This window comes from Burkholderia sp. AU28863, assembly GCF_002223195.1.
GTDB lineage: Bacteria > Pseudomonadota > Gammaproteobacteria > Burkholderiales > Burkholderiaceae > Burkholderia > Burkholderia sola.
Window position 1 is genome coordinate 394,389 of record NZ_NKFE01000006.1, and the last position, 18,903, is coordinate 413,291.

Consider the following 18,903-nt stretch of genomic DNA (forward strand, 5'->3'; position numbering starts at 1 on the left):
TGAACCGCACCGGGAATCGTGGAGGCCGGTTGGTTTAAGTTAATGCAGGCACGTCGGCAGCATTTCTGAGTTGCCTGTAGTAGTTTGCCTCAGCTCCAGCGAGCGGTTCGACACCGTCGAAGTCGAGGGGCGTTCGGTCGTGTCGGACGAACGCGAGGGGCATGGTTCACGCATGGTGGCAGTTGCTCGGGATGAGGGGAATTGGAGAGTGTCGGAATACTTCGCCTGAACGGGGGCCGTCCGTGATCGGCCGGCTAGTCATTGGCGTCGGCCGCGAGCCACACGACCTGATCGCTCCAGGTCTGGTCGCGCGTAAAGCGGAACAGTGTGTCCTTGAGCAAACGGATCCACGCGTCGACGAGGCGCGACGGACGATTTTCGCGCAACGTGCTGATCGATACCGTCGAGCGAATCGCCGGGCGCTCGATCGCGATTGCTTTCAGTTCGCCGCGCGCCAGTTCTTCCTGGATCGCGACATACGTGAGCAGCGAATAGCCGACGCCCGCGCGAACGAGCTGCTTGGTCAGCGCGACGCTGTCGATTTCGAATTCGACGCGCAGCCGGACCCCGTGCTGAACGGCGGCCTGATCGATCAGCCGCCGGTTGCTGTGCGGCAGCCCGGGCAGGATCAGCGGCACGTTCGCGAGATCGCGAATCTGCATATTTCGGGTCGCCAGCACCGAATCGGGCGGCGCGACGAGGATCAGCGGCTCGCTGAAGAGCGGCACGATATCGAACGCATCGAGCGGCGGCTGGTTGTAGACCACCGCCAGATCGACGCGGCGGTCGAGCACCCATTCCTGCAGCGAGTTGCTGAGCCCCTCGCGAACATGGAGCGATACGCCGGGCCAGTGCGCGTGAAAGTCGCGCACGAGATCGGTGCCGATCAGCCGGCCGATCGTCGGCGGCAGGCCGACCGCGAGATAGCCGCGCTCGGCATCGGCGCTGGCCCGTACCTGGTCCGCCGTTTCGCTGACCATCCGCGTGATCATTTCGGCATGCTCGAGCAGGCGCGAACCCGCGGCCGTCAAGCGCACGCCGCGGCCGTAGCGCGTGAAGAGCGCCACGCCGATTTCCTCCTCCAGCTTGGCGATCTGCCGGCTCAGCGCCGGTTGCGCGATATACAGCTCCGCGGCCGCGCGGCTGAAGCTGCCGGCGCGGGCGACGTGGATGAAGCTGCGCAGTTCTCGAATGTCCATGTCGTTTTTGAGCTATGCCGTCGTGGCATAGAAATACATGTTCATAAGGTCTTTGTCAAAGAAGTCGGCGGATTCTATGCTGAGAACAAATAGCAAATCGACCTATAACGATTCTGGAGACACCATGCCATCCCGTTCTCGCAGCCATTCCATTCCTCGTTCGCCTCGTTCGCGGCACCGCCGCGTCGCTTCGCCGCGACGCTGCTGAGCGTTTTTCCGCTCGCCCGACGAATCAGCGACAACGACATAGGAAGGAATACTGATGAAAAGCTTGAAGAAACTTCACGTCCAGGTATTGATCGGGCTGGCGTGCGCGATCGTACTGGGCCTGCTGGCGCCCAAGGCAGCGATCGCGATGAAGCCGTTCGGGCAGGGGTTCATCGCGCTGTTGAAGATGATGCTCGCGCCGATCATCTTCTGCACGCTGGTCCAGGGAATGGCCCACGTGAAGGACCTCCGGATGCTCGGTCGAATGGGCGTGAAATCGCTCGTCTACTTCGAGGTGGTCAGCACGATCGCGATGGTGCTCGGCTTCGTGATGGTCAACGTGTTCCCGCCGGGCGCGGGCCTCCATGCCGCGAACATCGCCGAGAGCGCCGAAGCGCTGAAGACGACGTCGAACGCGGGCGAGATCTCCGCCGTCACGTATCTGCTGAGCCTCATTCCGCATACGCTCGTCGATGCGTTCGCGAAAGGCGACATCGTGCAGGTGCTGATCATCTCGATCCTGGCCGGGCTCGCGTTGAACGTATCGGTCGGCGCCGATTCGGTGCTGCTGCGCGGCATCGACGAGACGCAAAAGGTGCTGTTCCGGATGCTCGCGTTCATCATGCGGCTCGCGCCGCTCGGCGCATTCGGCGCGATGGCGGCCGCGGTCGGCAGTTACGGCGGCGTGACGCTGCTGTACCTGCTCAAGGTCATCGTTCTCTACTACGCGACGTCCGCGATCTTCGTGTTCGGCGTGCTCGGCGCGATCAGCTGGTCGATCGGTCTGCCATTCGCCGGCGTCATGCGGCTGATTCGCGACGAACTGCTGCTGACGCTCGGGACGGCGTCGAGCGAAGTGGTGTTTCCCCGCCTCGTCGAAAAGATGAAGCGTGCCGGCTGCGACGAGGTCGTGGTCGGGTTCGTGCTGCCGGCCGGCTACAGCTTCAATCTCGACGGCACCGCGATCTATATGGCGATCGCGATCGGCTTCATCGCCCAGGCGACCGATACGCCGTTCTCGCTCTGGCAGCAGCTCGGCCTGCTTGCGATTCTGAGCCTGACGTCCAAGGGCGGCACGACGGTGGCCGGCGGCGCGTTCGTCAAGCTTGCCGCGACGCTGCAGTCGGTCCGCTCGCTGCCGCTCGCCGGGCTCGGCCTGCTGTTCGGCATCGACCGGATCATGGCGACCGCGACCGCGCTCGTGAACGTGGTCGGCAACACGATGGCGGTATTCGCGATCGCCCGCTGGGAAGGGCTCTTCGATGCCGCCGCGTTCAACCGCGAAACCGGGCGCACCGCGCGCCGTTCGATGCTGCGCTCGCGCACCGTGGCCGCCGCTGCCGAGGCGCGGACCGAACGGTCCGGCGCGGCCGCCGAAGCCAACTGAATTCCGTCGAGGTGATTTCATTCATGGACCGTATTGCACCGCTCGCCCCCGAGCACCTGTCCGACGAACAGCGCCACGTGTACGACGCCATCGCCAGCGGGCCCCGCAAGGGCGTGCGCGGCCCGCTGGCCGTCTGGCTGCATCGCCCCAGGCTTGCCAGTTGCGCGCAGGCCCTCGGCCAGTACTGCCGGTATGACAGCAGCGTGCCGCCGCGGCTCTCCGAGCTGGTCATCCTGTCGATGGGGCGCCACTGGCTCGCCGAATACGAATGGGCCGCGCACAAGCCGTTCGCGCTGGAGGCCGGGCTGTCGATCGACGTGATCGATGCGATTCGCGACGGCGTCGAGCCGCCGTTCGTGTGCGACGACGAGAAGCTCGTCCACGCGTTCGTGACGCAACTGCACGAACGGCACGCGATCGACGACGCACTGTATGCGGCGCTCGTCGACACGCTCGGCGAAGGCGCAGTCGTGGATCTCGTCGGCATTGCCGGTTACTACACGCTGATCTCGATGACGATCAAGGTTTTCAACGTGCCGCCGCCGGCCGGCGTCGCACCCGAACTTCCCGCAACACACGGTTGAACACATCCATCATGAACGACACCTCCCTCCATGAAGCGGGCGCGGGCCGCCTGCAAGGCAAGATCGCCATCGTCACCGGCGCGGGCTGCGTCGGGCCCGGCTGGGGCAACGGCCGCGCCGTGGCCGCATTGTTCGCCGCCGCGGGCGCGAAGATCTTTGCGGTGGACATCAACATGGACGCGATGGCCGAGACGGTCCGTCGCGTCACCGAGCTCGGCGGCGACATCACCGCGCACACGTGCGACGTCACGAACAGCGCGGCCGTCGCGGCGATGGTCGACGCCTGCCGCGAAACCTACGGGCGCGTGGACATCCTCGTCAACAACGTCGGTGGGTCGGCCGCGGGCGGGCCGGTCGCGCTGTCCGAGGACGCATGGGACAAGCAGGTCGCGTTCAACCTGAAGAGCGTCTACCTGACCTGCAAGCACGTGCTGCCCGTCATGGAGCAGCAGGGCGCCGGCGCGATCGTCAACACCGCGTCGACCTCCGGCATCCGCTGGACCGGCTCCGCGCAGGTCGCGTACGCCGCGTGCAAGGCCGGCGTGATCCAGCTGTCGAAGGTGGTGGCCGTCGAGTATGCGAAGAAAGGCATCCGCGTGAACACGGTCGTGCCGGGGCAACTGCATACGCCGATGGTCGAGGCGCGTCTCGCCGGGCAACGTTCCGGCGGCGATATCGACAAGCTGCTCGAAAGCCGGCTCGCGCGCATTCCGCTCGGCTTCATGGGCGACGGCCGCGACACGGCGAACGCCGCGCTGTTCCTGGCCTCCGACGAAGCCCGCTTCATCACCGGCACGGAAATCGTCGTGGACGGTGGCATGACCGCACGGTGCGACTGATGGCGGACGTTCGACAGGGCCGCGCGGCACGCAGCGTATGGGATTGCCACACGCACGTCTACGGGCCGTGGGACCAGTTTCCGGTGCCGGCCGACGCGGCGTACCAGCCCGCCGAGGTGCCGATGACGCGCCTACTCGCGCTGCACGAGCGGCTCGGCGTCACGCACGGCGTGATCGTCCAGGCCGCGTGCTATCGGCACGATCACACCGCGTTGCTGGCGGCGATCGCCGCGACCGGCGGTGTTTATCGCGGCGTCGCGCTGGTCGACGACACGATGGACGACGGCACGTTGCACACGCTGCATGAAGGCGGTGTACGCGGCGTCCGCTTCAACTTCATGGGGCATCTGCCGGGCGAGCGCGACACGGACACGCTGCTGCGCACGGCGGAACGCGTAGCGGCGCTCGGCTGGCACGTGCTGCTGCACGGCCGGCTGGCGGAACTGCTGCCGGTGCTCGATACGTGGGCCGGGGTCGACATTCCGATGGTGATCGACCACATGGCGCGCCCGTCGCTGCACACACCATGGAGCGACGACGAACGCAACGCGTTGCTCGCGCGTCTCCGCGATCCGTACCGCTGGATCAAGTTGTCCGGCGTGGATCGATTCGCCGGCGGCGACGCGCGCGCATGGCCCGATGCGCGGCCGCTCGCGCGCCGGCTGCTCGATGCCGCGCCGGACCGGTCGATCTGGGGAACGGACTGGCCGCATCCGAACATCGAAGGCGCACCGCCGGACGACGTCGCGCTGCTGGCGTTCGTTCGCGGCCTGTGCCGCGACGACGCGCTTGCGGATGCGGTGCTGGCCGGCAATCCGCTGCGGCTCTACGGCTGAGCCGAAGCAGACGACGATCGCTGCCCGACGGAAATACGAAGACTTGCAGTGAACCTCGAGGAGGAGACATGAAGGAAAAAACGAGCAGGCGGGCCTGGCCGGCCGTCGCGGCATGGATAACGCTGTGCGTGGCGTCGCCCGGTGCACATGCCGACGACATTCACGTGCTGGCGACCGGTGCGCTGCACGGCGCGTTCGAGCAACTGGTGCCGCTGTTCGAAAAATCGTCCGGGCATCGTCTCGAGATCGCGTGGGGGCCGTCATACGGCACGTCCCCCGAGGCATTGCCGATGCGTTTGCGCAGCGGCGAGCCGGTCGATATCTGTTTCATGATCAAGCCGGCCCTTCAGCAGGAAGTCGACGCCGGCCGGTTCGACCGGACCTCGCTGTCGGACATCGCCGCCAGCGGAATCGGCGTCGCGGTGCGCAAGGGGCTCGCCGTGCCCGACGTCGGGTCCGACGATGCGCTGCGTCGCGCGTTGCTGTCCGCCCGATCGGTCGCGTTCTCCGAAGGGGCGAGCGGCACCTACATCGTCGGCACGCTGTTCGAGCGGCTCGGCATCGCCGAACAGATGAAATCGAAGAGCGTGCTGATTCGCGGCAAGGAACTCGTTGGCGCCGCACTCGCGCGCGGCGATGCCGAGCTGGGGCTGCAGCAGATCAGCGAACTGAAGGTGACGCCGGGCATCGACTTCGCGGGGCCGCTGCCCGCCGACGTGCAGAAGACCAGCGTGATTTCATCGGCGATTGCCGTGCATGCGCGGGCCGCCGACGCGTCGCGCGCATTCGCGGCGTTCCTGAAGACGGCGCCCGCTGTCGCGGTGCTCAACGAGACGGGCCTCGACCCGCTCTGACGCACCGAGCCGTATCGACCCATGAGGAGACGATGAAGACGAACAAGATCCTGACGCGGCTTGCACTGGCCGCCGCGTTGGCGGCATCGGGTGCCGCCTGTACCACGCAACCTGTCGATGCGAATGCGGTTCAACGCACGCTCGTATCGAAAGGCGATGTGCAGATCGAAACGCTCGCGCAAGGACGCGGGCCGGTGATCGTGATCCTGCCGTCGCTGGCGCGCGGCGCGGAAGATTACGACGAAGTCGCGCGCCTGCTCGCGCACGACGGATTCCGCGTATTGCGACCGCAACCGAGAGGCATCGGCCGCAGTACGGGGCCGCTGACCGGTCTCGACCTGCATGCGTTCGCAGCGGACATTGCGCTCGTGCTCGATCGCGAGCACACGGGGTCCGTCGTGATCGTCGGGCATGCATGGGGCAGCCAGCCCGCGCGCATGCTCGCGGTCGACCGCCCCGATCTCGTGCGCGGCCTCGTGATGGCCGCGGCTTCGGCCGGCAAGCTACCGCTGGGGTCGACCGAGAAGCCATATGGCCGCTTGCGTGACGCGATCGATGGCGCGGGCGACCCTCGGGTGTCGGACGCGCAGCGACTGACCTACCTCCGCCAGGCGTTCTTCGCGCCGGGGCACGATCCGAGCGCATGGCTGACCGGATGGTATCCGGCGGTGCACGCGGCGCAAGCGCATGCGCGCAACGTCACGCCGATCGACGCGTATTTCGGCGGGGGGACGGTGCCGATGCTCGATCTGCAGGCGCAGTACGACGCGGTCGTCGTGCCGAACGTGTTCAAGCCGTGGCTGGGCGATCGCGTGACCGTGCAGGTCCTCGCCGATGCGGGGCACGCGATGGCGCCCGAGCAGCCGCGCGCGATGAGCGATGCGATCGCAGCCTTTGCGCGCAAGGTCTACCGCACGAATTGATCATCATCGGCAGGCGTCGGAACAAGCGAATGGATTCTTCAATCAATCAGGATATCAAAACATGAAAACATCGAAGCGCGGCATCGTCGCCGCATGTCTGTTGTGGTGGGCGGCGTCCGCCTTTGCATCGGCGACCCCGGCCTCGGCCACGGTCGACCGGGAAATCGTCCGGCATGGCGATGTGCAGATCGAGGTACTGCGCGAGGGGCAGGGCCCGTTGATCGTGATTCTGCCGTCGCTCGGCCGCTCGGGAAGGGACTACGACGCGGTCGCCGCCCGGCTCGTGGCCGACGGTTTTCGCGTGCTGCGCCCGGAGCCGCGCGGCATCGGGCAGAGCAAGGGGCCGATGGACAACCTGTCGGTCCACGATTTCGCGGCGGACGTCGCGACGGTGATCGAGAACGAACATCGCGGCCCGGCGATCGTCGTCGGCCACGCGTGGGGGAATTTCCCCGCGCGCATGCTGGCCGTCGACCGACCCGATCTCGTGCGCGGCGTCGTGCTCGCGGCTGCGTCCGCCGGCAAGGTGCCGCCCGGCTCGACGGAGAAGCCGATCAGCGCCGAGATCCGGCAGGCGATCGACGGCGCCGGCGACCTGTCGCTGCCGGAAGCGAAGCGGATCGAATACCTGAAGAAGGCGTTCTTCGCACCGGGCAACGATCCGCGGGTCTGGCTGGACGGCTGGCATGCCGCCACGCACGACGCCGAATCGCATGCGCGCGAGACCACGCCGGTCGATGCATATTTCGCGGCCGGCACCGCGCCGATCCTCGACCTGCAGGCCGAACACGACGCCGTCGCACCGCGCCGGTTTTCGAACGTATTGAAATCGATGCTCGGCGACCGCGTGACGATCGTGCGGATTCCGGATGCCGGCCACGCGCTCGCACCTGAACAGCCGGTCGCCATGGCCGACGCCATCGCCGCGTTTGCCCGGAAGCTCGCGAGCCCGCAATGAGCGTACGTCGACGGCGGTTCGATCGAGCTGCCGTTTCGATGTCGTTTACCGGAAGTGCCTCGCATACGCTCAAGGAATCCATCGACATGACCACGACTTCCCCGGCGATCTCCGGGTCCACGCGCCGATTTTCCCCACCGCCGCTGGCCGAACCACGCCGGCCGCGCTTGCGTCTGCCGGCAAACAGCTGCGACGCGCATTGCCATGTGTTCGGGCCGTTCGACCGCTATCCGTTGCCCGACGACCGCAGCTTCGATCCGTCCGCCGCGCCGGAAACGGCGTTGCGGCACCTGCACGAGCGCCTCGGCTTCTCGCGCGCCGTGATCGTACAGAGCCAGGGGCACGGGTTCGATCATCGCGCGATGCTCGACGCGTTGCGCGCCGGAGCGGGGCGGTACAAGGGCGTCGCACTCGTTCGGCCGGGCGATCCGGACGCGCTCCTTACGGAGTACGCCGCGAACGGGGTGTGCGGCGCCCGGTTCAACTTCCTCGCGCATCTTGGCGGCCGCCCGGATCTGGAGGCGGTCAGGACCGTCGCCGCCCGTATCCGGCCGCTCGGCTGGCACTTGGCGATTCACGTGGCCGGGCGGGACATCATCGAATTTTCGCCGTTCATCCGTTCGCTCGACTTGCCGGTGGTCATCGACCACATGGCGCGGGTCGACATCGACGAAGGGGCGGACAGCCTGTCGGTGCGCGCGTTGTGTGCGTTGCTCGATACGGGAAACGTATGGGTCAAGCTGTCGGGCGCTGACCGGATGTCGAAAACCGGCGCGCCGTTCGACGACACGCTGGCCGTCGCACGCCGCTTCGCCGAGCATGCGCCCGAACGGGTGCTGTGGGGCAGCGACTGGCCGCACGTCAACCTCGGCCATCCGATGCCGGACGACGGCGACCTCGTCGATCTGATCGCGCGAATCGTGCCGGACGACGCACGCCGCATCCAGATGCTGGTCGACAATCCCGCCCACTTCTTCGGATTCAGGTGAACCCATGGCATCGACGCTCTCCATTGCGCACGACCAGCCGGATGTGACGAACGACGCCGCGCTTCAACGCGCATTGCGCAAGAACCTGGTTCGCCTCGTCCCGCTGCTGGCGATCGGCTACTTCTTCAATTACATCGACCGGACCAACATCGGCTTCGCGGCGCTGACGATGAACCGCGATCTCGGCCTGACCGGCAGCCAGTTCGGCATGGCGGCCGGGCTGTTCTTCGTCGGGTACTGCGTGCTCGAGGTGCCGAGCAATCTCGCGCTCTACCGGTTCGGCGCGCGGCGCTGGCTGGCCCGGATCATGATCAGCTGGGGGCTGCTGTCGGCCGCGTGCGCGTTCATCCAGGGGCCGACCAGCTTCTACGTGCTGCGCGTGCTGACCGGGGCGGCCGAAGCCGGTTTCTTTCCCGGCGTGCTGTTCTATCTGTCGTGCTGGTTCCCGAAAGCGTGGCGCGTGCGGGTGCTCGCGTGGTTTCTGGTGGCGATCCCGCTGTCGTCGGTGGTCGGCGGCGTGCTGGCGGCGTTCATCATGCAGCTGGACGGAACCGGCGGGCTCAAGGGCTGGCAATGGCTGTTCGTCATCGAAGGGTTGCCGGCGTGCGTGCTCGGCCTGCTGACCCTATGGTTTCTGCGTGACCGACCCGAGCAGGCGGAATGGCTGACGCGCGAAGAATCCGCAGCGCTCGCCGACGTCCTGGCGCGCGAATCGGCGGCGTTGCCGAAACGGCATTTCGGCACCGTGCTCCGCGACGTGCGCGTCTGGATCATGGTCGGCATTCTGTTCTGCTACTGGATCGGCATCAACGGGATCGCGATCTGGCTGCCGCTGATGCTCAAGGGGCACGGACTGTCGGCGTTTGCTGTCGGGCTGCTGTCGGGCGTGCCGTATCTCGTCGCGGCGGTCGTCATGATCGCGTGGGCGCGGCTGATGGAGCGTCACGGGCGGCACCTGCTGCATCTCGCGCTCGCATGCGTGGTATCGGCGGCGGGCTTGATATTCGCGGTCGCGTTTGCGTCGCTGCTGCCCGCGCTCGTCGGCATGGTGTTCGCGGTGATCGGGCTGAGCGCGGCCCGGCCGGCGTTCTACAGCCTGCCGTCACGGTATCTGACAGGCGTCGCGGCCGCGGGCGGCATGGCGTTCATCAATTCGATGGGCAGCCTCGGCGGCTACGTCGGCCCGTGGATGGTCGGCGCGCTGAAGGACGCGACGCATTCGTATGCGCCGGGCATGCTCGCGATGTCGGTGTCGCTCGCGTTGGCCGCATTGTTGACGTGGGGTCTGGCGATTTATACACGGTATGCCGCGCCGGTGGAAGACATCGGTGACTGAGGGTTGGAGTACAAGCATGTACGACCGACGACGTGGTTCACACGAGCGATATTCGACGTGTAACCATGAGGAATGGCGCCGACGATAATCTCGCGACGTTCGCTAAACATGCCCACGTGGGACACCCAACACGTGAACATCGACCTTCGCGTGCCCGCCTGCAGGCGGGCGTCTGAGCGATTTCATACGCTGCCGTATTCGGCACTCTGCCCTGGATGCCGAATACAGCTGGCTAGCGCGTGGAAAGTACTGCATCCAGCTCCGTCAGCAGTCGGTCGGCGTCGTTTGCTCCAAACACCAGCGGCGGCCGGATCTTCAGCACGCTCGCGTCCGGTCCGGTTGCCGAAATCAGTACGCGACGCTGGCGCAAGCCATTGACGATCTTGAGTGCGGTCGCGATGTCTGTGTCCTTCTTCGCGCGGTCGCGTACGATTTCGACGCCGAAATACAGGCCGGTGCCGCGCACGTCGCCAATGCATTCGTATTTTCTTGCCAGCATGTTCAATCCCTCCAGCATGATCGCGCCGACCCGTTGCACGTTGTCCAGCACGTGTTCGTCGCGCAACACGTCGAGCGTGGCCTGCGCGGCGGCGATGGCCACCGAATTGCCGCCGAACGTGTTGAAGTAGCGCATGTCCTGGCCGAATCCGGCGACGATCTCGGGGCGCACGACCAGGCCGGCCACCGGATAGCCGTTGCCCATCGGTTTGCCGAGCGTGACGATGTCGGGCTCGACCGAGTGACGCTCGTGCCCCCACATATGCGTACCGCTGCGCCCGAACCCCGACTGAACCTCATCCGCGATAAACAGGCCGCCGGCGCGGCGTACGACTTCGGCTACCGGTGCGAGCACGTCGGTCGGGTGGGCGAACACGCCATCCGACGAGAAGAACGAGTCGGCGATGAACGCCGCCAGGCCGCCGCCGTGGCGGCGGATGTCCTCGATCTGCAACGCGACCTGCTCGGCCATGCGCTGGCCGATCTCGGACAGAGGCACACGGTAGGAATCCGGAGCAGGCACCGTTCGCACATAGGGGCCGAGCAGGGCCTTGCGGCCGAGCGACGGGGAAAATCCCGAGGTGAGATGCGAGTTGCCGTGATACGCCTCGCTCGTCACAATGACGCCGGCCTTACCGGTGTAGTGCATTGCGATGCGCATGGCCAGATCGTTCGCTTCGGATCCCGTGCAGGTAAACATCATCTGACCGTCGCGAATCGACGTGTTGAACGTCGCGCGCAGCGCATCGGCATAGTCGAGGATCGGCTCCTGCATGTAGCGGGTGTGCGTACAGAGCGTCGAGAGCTGACGCGCAATGGCGTCGACGATGCGCGGATTGGCATGCCCGACGCAGACGACATTGTTGTAAGCATCGAGATAGTCGTTGCCTTGATCGTCGTACAGATAGACCTTCTCGCCACGCACAATCTTCACTGGCTCGGCATAGAACAGTCGATAAGACGGGCTGAGCAGCCGCAGCCGGCGAGCGATGTGCGTCTGCGTGGCGGCGTCGAGATGAGAGATCGCCGACGGATTGAAGCCGTTCGGCATGTCGCCGCGCAGTGCGTCGGGGGTTTTGCTCGTATCAGCGGCGTTGGCCGGCGCAGTCGGTTTCGATGTCGTGTTCATAGGTCAATCGGGGCAGGTGAGGTGAGCGGGCGAAGGGAAATCAGAGCAAGGCACGCGAAACGGTTTCGTGGTCGCGCTGCATGAACCAGCGCAGATGCTCCCATCCGGGGCGAGTGAAACGCAGGATGTAGGCTTCGTTTTCCGGAAACAGCGTCGCACGCCATGAGGTCAGCAACGCGCGCGCCGCGACGCGCGCCATGGCCAGATGCGGAATCAGGACCAGTTCGTCGACACTCAATTGAGCGTGCGCGAGATAGCCATGCAGGAGCTCACGCGCCTGAGTGAACAGATCGTGCGGCGCGTCGGCGTCGAAGTCGAGCGGAAACTGGTTCATTACCGCGGTGGCGACGTCGATGGCGACCGCGGTGTGCACGGTGTCCCCGAAGTCGATGATCCCGTTGACGAATCGCGGGCCGCCAGGATTTGCGACGATGTTCGAGCGGTTGAAGTCGTTATGTACGACCTGCGTGCGACAGCCTCGCAATGCGGGCTCGATCGTCGCAAAGCGGGTGAATGCCTGCTCGATCAGCGAGCGATGCAACGGGTCGGCGATATGGGCCTGCAATCCTGCTAGGCTCGACAAGTGCTTGACGTCCCACGCGAGTACCCGGCGCTCGTTTGGATGACGGAAGCTGGCGAGGGCCAGTTGCAACTGCGCCAGAACTTCGCCGATCTCGTAATAATTGACCATGGCGGAATGCAGCTTGTCGAGCGGCATACCGTCGAGAAAGCTGTAGAGCCTCGCCGTCCGATGCGGATGGGCCGGTAACGCGAGCGGTAAGACAAACTGCCCCCCTGTACCAGGTATCACGCGCGGCACCGGCAACTGCGGGGCGACCGCGCCGACGTGCCGCATCGCGGCGACCTGCAGGTCAAGCTCTTCAGCCGTCTCACCGGGGTTGGAGACTTTGAGTACGTACCGCGCGCCATCACGAGCATCGATGCGAAAGGTGTCGTCCTTCTCGGTCGAGAACCTCGTTGCTGATCCGTCAATGCCGTACATGCGGTGTGTGATCGCGATCGCGTCCGATTCGTCCAGACGCGTGAAGCCCACCGACAGGCCGCTACCCGGCAGTGTATCGGTGGCAGCCGGGGCTGCACGGTTCGTGCCGCCGGCAACAGGGGACGTGGACAACAGCGACTCCGAGTTTGAGAAGTGGACGACAGTAGTGCGGAACATGGTTGTCGAGCGATCGGCCTGCAGAACGGCATCATTGGAGCAGCGCGATGCGGGCCCACGGCAATCGTCGGAGCCGGGGTGGCGTGATCGGCTCACAAGCCGAGATGCTCGGCCAATTCGATGATGCTCCTGACGGGCGTGTAGCCGTATTCCGGCGCTTCCGGCTCATGGCCGCGCAGCACATGGGCCTTATGGACGATACCGAGGTCGTGTGCGGTCATCAGGTCGTAACGCGGGCTGGACGAGACGTGCAGGATTTCGTGCGGCTGCACATTGAGCTTCCTGAACATGTATTCGAATCCTTGCATCCGCGGCTTGTAAGCGCCGGCGTCTTCCGCGGTGATGACCGCATGAAACGGCGCGCCGAGCTTCTCGATGTTGCTCATGATCTGCGAGTTGTCCGCGTTGCTCAGACCGACCAGCCTGTATTTCTTCGCAAGGCGCGCGAGCCCTTCCGGCACGTCCGGATGCGGTCCCCACGACGGCACAGCCAGATAGAACTGTTCGGCCTCGCGTTCGACGAAGGTCACGCCGGTGCGTTCGCACGTGCGGCGCACCGAATTGACGACGACGTCGTGAAAGGGTTTCCATGCACCAAGCACTTCGTCGCGACGATAGGCGGCGAAGAGCTTCACGAAGTTTTCCATCGCGTCGCCGTGAAGACGATTGCCGTAGATTTCCCGAGCCGTCTCGGCCATTCGGAAGTGGACGAGGGTGCCGTAGCAATCGAAAGTTATGAACTTCGGCTCGAAGTCGATCATGTCGTCAGTCTCGATGAGTAGCGAATCCCTCTGAGGGACCCTTGAACGGAGGCGGTGCCGCGCGCCCGTTCGGACAGGCGTCGATGGCAACGTCGGTACGTGAAATTTAAGCAGGAGCGACTGTGCTATTCAGCCGAATTTCTCGGCGCAAAAAACAAGATTTGACGCGTTTTCGAGTGGGCCGGCGGCAGCTTCTGCGGTGTGGGACGTGCGATGCCAAACAGCGGGGACAGACCGCAAGATGACGGTATTTTCGTTCGAACGGTTGGGATACTATTCGTCTTGGCGGCAGCTTGAAGACACGCGTTCAGAGTTAACCGTACGGAACGACGGCAGGGCGGAAATGAAAGCGGATTGCACACTTGACCGGCTGGACTTGCGCATTCTGGCCGAGTTGCAGAGTGACGGTCGCATGACCAACGTGGAGCTGGCCGACGCCGTCGGGCTTTCGGCCAGCCCGTGCCTGACGCGCGTCAAGCGGCTCGAGAACGCGGGATTCATTACGGGCTACGGCGCAACAGTGCGGATCGAGAAGATCGGCGGGTTTCAAATCGTGTTTGCCAAGATCACGCTCACCGACCATCGTCGTGACGACTTCGTGCGTTTTATTGACGCCATCGCCGATATCGACGAGATCATGGAGTGCCATCACGCTACGGGGGGCTACGATTATCTGCTCAAGGTCGTTACGCGCGACGTCGACCACTTCCGTGACGTGATGGAGGGGCTGTTGAAACGTGATATCGGCATCGAAAAATATGTCAGCCACGTGGTCATTGCGTCGCCATTCGTAAAGAGCAGCTTTCGTCTCGATGCAATTTCTCCTGTGGAATGAGATCGTGTGACTCGGCGCTCGAGACGAGTCGACCCGCGTGGCTGCATGCCGGACGAATTCGGTGCGAATGTCGTTCGCTCGATTCGGCAGACGGAATGTCATGCCGGAATCAGCTCCCTGCAAGATTGCCTGTGCCAGAAGTCATCTTGGTACGAAGTCGTGTGCCGCTGCTACAGCTGTTGAAGGAAGTCGTAAAAATGGCTGGGATGTCTTTTGCTAGGACCACGTAACAGGCCGAGGCGTGCCTTTCTAGCTTGGTTCCTCATTGCCGAATCCAGCTTATCGCGGAGATCAAGCAATTGGGCGAGCTCAGGGGCGAACTGCGGCCAAGCTATCGTGTTTCCCACCCCACCTTCACGACCTGCATCAGTTTGCGCACGTTCAGCGTCGCAAGCAGGCTGCGTGTGAGGCAGACCCGTTGCCCGCGACGCTCGGCCACCCATGTTCGGACAAGGAAGTCCGTGCGCTGGGGCGCATCCTTGATTTCAGCCCGAAAGGTCAAGGCACCCAGCCCATTACCGCCACAGTTATCGAGCAGCGGCTGGGGCAGCAGCTCGCCACAAGAGTGCGTAGCGGTGGGGTGTCACGGCAGATTGGCAGGCGACGATCGAAGCCTTCTTAGTGATACCAATGGCCGTAGAAATATTTGCCAGAGCCGGCTTAGGCCCCCGCCACGTTCGCACAGATCTCTGAGCAGAAATCCAGGAAAGCTTCGACTGCTGCAGGCGCCAGCCGGCGCGATGGACGGGTGACATACAACGGGTAAGTTTCGCCTGGCCACTCCGGGAATAACTCGATCAACGACCCGTCGGCGATCAGATGCGCGACATTGAGGGCAAGCACCTGAGCAATGCCGGCGCCGTTCACACAGGCTTGAACCATGAAATCTACATCGGTCGTAGTCAAATGGCCGCGGGTATCGACCGGCAGTACTTCGCGTCCGCGATGGAATTCCCATGAGAACGGCCTGCCACGACGCGGATCGATGTATTGGATGCACTCGTGATCGAGGAGCTTTTCCGGTCGCTTGGGCCGGCCACGCCGCGCCAGATATTCCGGGGACGCCACGGTCAGTACGCGCGTCTGGAGCAGCAGTCGTGATGTCATGGTTGACGGCGGCTGCGGCCCGAAGCGCACCGCAACATCGATGCCCTCGGTCACCAAATCGCCAACGTCCGGTTGCTGCACGATCGTCAGCTCAAGACTCGGATGGCGTTCGCGCAGGAGGGGGAGTTTCGGCGCCAGGACATAGCGGGCAAAGATCGGGTTCAAGCTGACCCGCAATGCTCCGCGCACTGAGACGGCGGCACCCGAAACATAGCTGGCCGCCTCCTCGATGCCCTCGAGGTGCGGTACAGCGCGTTCATATAGGCTCTTGCCCTCGCTCGTGAGGTGCAGGGTGCGCGTCGTGCGATTCAGCAAACGCACGCCGAGCCTTTCCTCCAACCGGTCTATCGATCTGCTCACGCCAGAGGCCGACAGCCCCAACACTGCGCCTGCGCGGCTGAAGCTGCCGGCCTCGACTACCGCGGCCAGCACACTCATTCCGGACAGCAATCGTCCGTCGAAATTCATCACACCTCCATCTTTGAGTTTTAGCAAAGATAATGTGAATGAATCTACCTTTATCAAAGATGGCGCGCAACCTATCGTGTGAACCGTGACGTTACGAACCGCGGTTTTCCTTGGGACAACACCCACCGAGCGGACCTCGTGGCGACTGGTCCACCGCAACTTCCAAGGAGCATTCCATGACTGCGCAGCGCACTCTTTTCAAAGGCGGCACCATCCTGACGCTGGATGCCAAGGTTCCCAATCTCGCCGTGGGCGACGTCCTGGTCCAGGACGGTCGCATCGCCGCGGTCGGCGCTGCCTTGCAAGCGGATGATGCCCAAGTCATTGACGCCGCGGGCCATATCGTCATGCCGGGCCTGGTCGATGCCCATCATCACATGTGGCTCGGCGTGATGCGCCGCATGATGCCGAACGTGGACGATCTGTTCGCCTACATCGATGTGGTTGCCGAGCAGCTGGGCGCGCACTACCGCCCGCTGGACATGTATCTGAGCACGAAGCTCACGGCCGCCGCCTCGCTGGATGCCGGCATTACCACGATCATCGATGCCAGCCACAATTCGCGCAGCCCGGAGCACACGGATGCCGCGCTCGATGCCCTCGCAACGACCGGCATCCGTGCATTGCACATGGTCGGCGCGGCGATGGACAAGAAAGCCTCCGCCGCGCACTTGCCGGGCGACCTGCAACGGCTCGCGCACAATTGGAACAACGCAGGCAGCCTCGTGCGCGTGGGCCTGTTCGGCCAGCTCAATCTGGACTGGTGGAAGGTCGCACGCGAACTGGATATGCGCATCCTGACCGAGTTCATCGGTGATCTGGCGAAGCTTGGCCCGGAATTCGCGAAGCCGGGCGTGCTGGGCACGCACAACATCTTCAATCACTGCACGCGCGTTCCGCAGGAGACATGGAAGCTGCTGGCCGATGCAGGCGTGAACGTCACGGTCAACCCGCGTTCGGACGCACTGTTCGGTTTCGACGACGAAACCTTCGCCTATCAGCAGGCCGTGGACCACGGCCTGACCCCGGCGCTGGGAATCGACCTCGATACGGCATTCGGCAGCGACATGTTCGGAGAGATGCACGCGCTGTTCGGGCAACAGCGTTCGGCCATGCGCTACCGGCGTTTCCGTGGCGAAGCCGCCGCGCCCACGCCGATTTCCGTCGAAGCGGTGCTGAAGGCTGCAACGGTCAATGGCGCTCGCGCGGCCGGGCTGGAAGACCAGATCGGCACCCTGACGCCGGGCAAGCAGGCCGACATCATCATGGTCCGTACCAACGGGGTGGCCGTTTTCCCGGTGACCAACGCAGTCGGGACGATTGTGCAGGCTGTCGAGCGGGCTGACGTGGACACCGTGATGGTGGCCGGCCAACTGCGCAAGCGTGCAGGCCAACTGATCGGCGTCGACCTGGCCAAGCTCAGCGCAGATGTCACGGCCTCGCGTGACTACCTGATCGAAGCCAGCGGCTATCGCACGGATCTCTTCGCCGCAGCCTGACGACAGGGGGCCACCCGGCGCGCCGGGCCTTCCGCCTCGTTTTCATGCTCATCTCACTGGAGGCTTCCATGCAGGCTTTCGTCAACAAGCGGGCAGTGCAGGCCGACACGGCGCCTGTACTCCTGTCGCGCCCGGCAACGGGCATCATTGCCGCGCTGTTCTGCGGCTATCTGGCAGTCGGCCTGCCATTGCCGGTCATTCCGCTGTTCGTTCACGGCCATCTTGGCTTCAGCAACCTGGTCGTGGGCCTGGTGATCGGCGTTCAGTTCGTCGCGACCGTGCTCACTCGCGGCTATTCCGGACGGGTGGTCGACCATCAAGGCGGCAAGCGTTCCGCGCTACAAGGCGCTGTCATTTCCGCGTTGGCGGGGTTCCTGTATCTGGTGGCGTCCGTGCCCGGCTTGTCGCCCACCACGAGCCTGGGCATCGTGGTGGCCGGTCGTCTCATGGCCGGCTTCGGTGAAAGCCAGTTCGTCACGGGTTGCGTGTCCTGGGCGATTGCGTCGGTTGGGCCTCAGCGCGCCGGCATGTCGATGTCCTGGACCGGCATCGCGATGTTCGCCGCCCTGTCCATCGGTGCACCCGTCGGCATGGCGCTGTATCAAAGGCATGGCTTGGCGGCCGCGATGATCGCCTGCATCGTGGCGCCGGTTCTTGCCGCGCTGATCACATTACGCTCAACCGCGTATTTGTCCCCCGGCGGTGTGCGACTGCCGTTCTATCGCGTGGTCAATCGGATCTGGCGGGAAGGGCTTGGACTGATGCTGCAGGGCGTAGGACTGTCCGGCCTCACGGCGTTCGCTTCGTTGTACTTCGCGGCGCGCCACTGGGGCAATGCAGGGCTGGTGATGACGGCATTCGGCATCGGCTTCATCTTTGTTCGAGTCGTGCTGGGGCATCTGCCTGATCGCTTGGGCGGCTATCGTGTCGCGGCGTGGTCGCTGGCGGGCGAAGCCATCGGACAGGCGATGTTGTGGCTTGGGCCGAACGAGTGGACCGCACTTGCCGGCGCACTGGTGACGGGCCTCGGTTGCGCGCTGGTTTTCCCGGCCTTGGGTGTCGAAGCACTCAAGCGCGTACCGCCGGCCAACCGCGGCAGCGCGATGGGCGCCTTCGTGGCCTTTCTCGACATCGCCTACGGTATTTCAGGCCCAGCCGCCGGCCTGATTGCCGGGCAATTCGGTTATGCCGCCGTCTATTTGTTCGGCGCTGCCTGCGCGCTGCTGGGCGTCCTGCTCGTGGCCGCTTCTCGCAGCCGGCAAACTTGAATCAGCGCCGCATGGGCAGCGCCCAGCGGCTCATCTCAGGAGAAAC

Annotated in this window: 17 protein-coding genes; 12 read left to right on the top strand and 5 right to left on the bottom strand. The window is 64.6% G+C overall.

Annotated features, from left to right (window positions below):
* Positions 1 to 254: 254 nt before the first annotated feature.
* The gene (locus CFB81_RS28450; protein WP_089437351.1) at positions 255 to 1,199 is read right to left on the bottom strand and encodes a LysR family transcriptional regulator; all 945 of its coding nucleotides are present in this window, start codon (positions 1,197 to 1,199) and stop codon (positions 255 to 257) included.
* Between the two features lie 262 nt (positions 1,200 to 1,461).
* Between CFB81_RS28450 and CFB81_RS28455 the strand changes: the two genes are divergently transcribed.
* The 9 genes from CFB81_RS28455 to CFB81_RS28495 all read left to right on the top strand — a co-directional run bounded on the left by CFB81_RS28455 (position 1,462) and on the right by CFB81_RS28495 (position 10,112).
* Positions 1,462 to 2,793 (top strand): cation:dicarboxylate symporter family transporter, encoded by a 1,332-nt coding sequence (locus CFB81_RS28455; RefSeq protein ID WP_089437352.1) that lies wholly within the window; start codon positions 1,462 to 1,464, stop codon positions 2,791 to 2,793.
* Between the two features lie 23 nt (positions 2,794 to 2,816).
* Positions 2,817 to 3,377 (top strand): carboxymuconolactone decarboxylase family protein, encoded by a 561-nt coding sequence (locus tag CFB81_RS28460; protein WP_089437353.1) that lies wholly within the window; start codon positions 2,817 to 2,819, stop codon positions 3,375 to 3,377.
* 11 nt (positions 3,378 to 3,388) lie between these two features.
* Positions 3,389 to 4,216, top strand: coding sequence for an SDR family NAD(P)-dependent oxidoreductase (locus CFB81_RS28465; protein ID WP_069616887.1), 828 nt, complete (start codon positions 3,389 to 3,391; stop codon positions 4,214 to 4,216).
* On the top strand, positions 4,216 to 5,052 hold the full coding sequence (locus CFB81_RS28470; protein WP_089437354.1) for an amidohydrolase: 837 nt from the start codon (positions 4,216 to 4,218) through the stop codon (positions 5,050 to 5,052). Before CFB81_RS28465 ends, CFB81_RS28470 begins: the two co-directional genes overlap by 1 nt.
* Before the next feature lie 68 nt (positions 5,053 to 5,120).
* A complete protein-coding gene (locus CFB81_RS28475; RefSeq protein ID WP_089437355.1) occupies positions 5,121 to 5,906 on the top strand; it encodes a substrate-binding domain-containing protein in 786 nt (261 codons plus the stop codon).
* A gap of 32 nt (positions 5,907 to 5,938) precedes the next feature.
* Positions 5,939 to 6,829 carry an alpha/beta fold hydrolase gene (locus CFB81_RS28480; RefSeq protein ID WP_089437356.1) on the top strand — a complete coding sequence of 297 codons (891 nt, stop codon included), beginning with the start codon at positions 5,939 to 5,941 and terminating at the stop codon, positions 6,827 to 6,829.
* Between the two features lie 61 nt (positions 6,830 to 6,890).
* Positions 6,891 to 7,787 carry an alpha/beta fold hydrolase gene (locus CFB81_RS28485; protein ID WP_069621789.1) on the top strand — a complete coding sequence of 299 codons (897 nt, stop codon included), beginning with the start codon at positions 6,891 to 6,893 and terminating at the stop codon, positions 7,785 to 7,787.
* A gap of 86 nt (positions 7,788 to 7,873) precedes the next feature.
* Positions 7,874 to 8,776 carry an amidohydrolase gene (locus CFB81_RS28490; protein ID WP_089437528.1) on the top strand — a complete coding sequence of 301 codons (903 nt, stop codon included), beginning with the start codon at positions 7,874 to 7,876 and terminating at the stop codon, positions 8,774 to 8,776.
* A 4-nt stretch (positions 8,777 to 8,780) separates the two neighbouring features.
* The gene (locus CFB81_RS28495) at positions 8,781 to 10,112 is read left to right on the top strand and encodes an MFS transporter (RefSeq protein ID WP_089437357.1); all 1,332 of its coding nucleotides are present in this window, start codon (positions 8,781 to 8,783) and stop codon (positions 10,110 to 10,112) included.
* Positions 10,113 to 10,344: 232 nt separating this feature from the next.
* On the opposite strand, the gene CFB81_RS28500 is transcribed toward CFB81_RS28495, so the two are convergent.
* From CFB81_RS28500 to CFB81_RS28510, 3 genes are all read right to left on the bottom strand, one after another.
* The gene (locus CFB81_RS28500) at positions 10,345 to 11,673 is read right to left on the bottom strand and encodes an aspartate aminotransferase family protein (protein WP_373452661.1); all 1,329 of its coding nucleotides are present in this window, start codon (positions 11,671 to 11,673) and stop codon (positions 10,345 to 10,347) included.
* A 106-nt stretch (positions 11,674 to 11,779) separates the two neighbouring features.
* On the bottom strand, positions 11,780 to 12,874 hold the full coding sequence (locus tag CFB81_RS28505) for a phosphotransferase (protein ID WP_179236085.1): 1,095 nt from the start codon (positions 12,872 to 12,874) through the stop codon (positions 11,780 to 11,782).
* A gap of 137 nt (positions 12,875 to 13,011) precedes the next feature.
* Positions 13,012 to 13,680, bottom strand: coding sequence for a haloacid dehalogenase type II (locus tag CFB81_RS28510; protein WP_069621763.1), 669 nt, complete (start codon positions 13,678 to 13,680; stop codon positions 13,012 to 13,014).
* A 343-nt stretch (positions 13,681 to 14,023) separates the two neighbouring features.
* Here CFB81_RS28510 and CFB81_RS28515 point away from each other — a divergent pair, with 343 nt between their 5' ends.
* Positions 14,024 to 14,515: an Lrp/AsnC family transcriptional regulator gene (locus tag CFB81_RS28515; RefSeq protein WP_069621762.1), complete on the top strand. Its 492-nt coding sequence runs from the start codon at positions 14,024 to 14,026 to the stop codon at positions 14,513 to 14,515.
* A gap of 660 nt (positions 14,516 to 15,175) precedes the next feature.
* On the opposite strand, the gene CFB81_RS28520 is transcribed toward CFB81_RS28515, so the two are convergent.
* Positions 15,176 to 16,090 (bottom strand): LysR family transcriptional regulator, encoded by a 915-nt coding sequence (locus CFB81_RS28520; RefSeq protein ID WP_069621761.1) that lies wholly within the window; start codon positions 16,088 to 16,090, stop codon positions 15,176 to 15,178.
* A 176-nt stretch (positions 16,091 to 16,266) separates the two neighbouring features.
* Between CFB81_RS28520 and CFB81_RS28525 the strand changes: the two genes are divergently transcribed.
* Together CFB81_RS28525 and CFB81_RS28530 are read left to right on the top strand one after the other, a co-directional pair.
* Positions 16,267 to 17,589 (top strand): amidohydrolase family protein, encoded by a 1,323-nt coding sequence (locus CFB81_RS28525; RefSeq protein ID WP_089437360.1) that lies wholly within the window; start codon positions 16,267 to 16,269, stop codon positions 17,587 to 17,589.
* A 68-nt stretch (positions 17,590 to 17,657) separates the two neighbouring features.
* The gene (locus CFB81_RS28530; protein ID WP_069621759.1) at positions 17,658 to 18,857 is read left to right on the top strand and encodes an arabinose transporter; all 1,200 of its coding nucleotides are present in this window, start codon (positions 17,658 to 17,660) and stop codon (positions 18,855 to 18,857) included.
* Positions 18,858 to 18,903 lie beyond the last annotated feature (46 nt).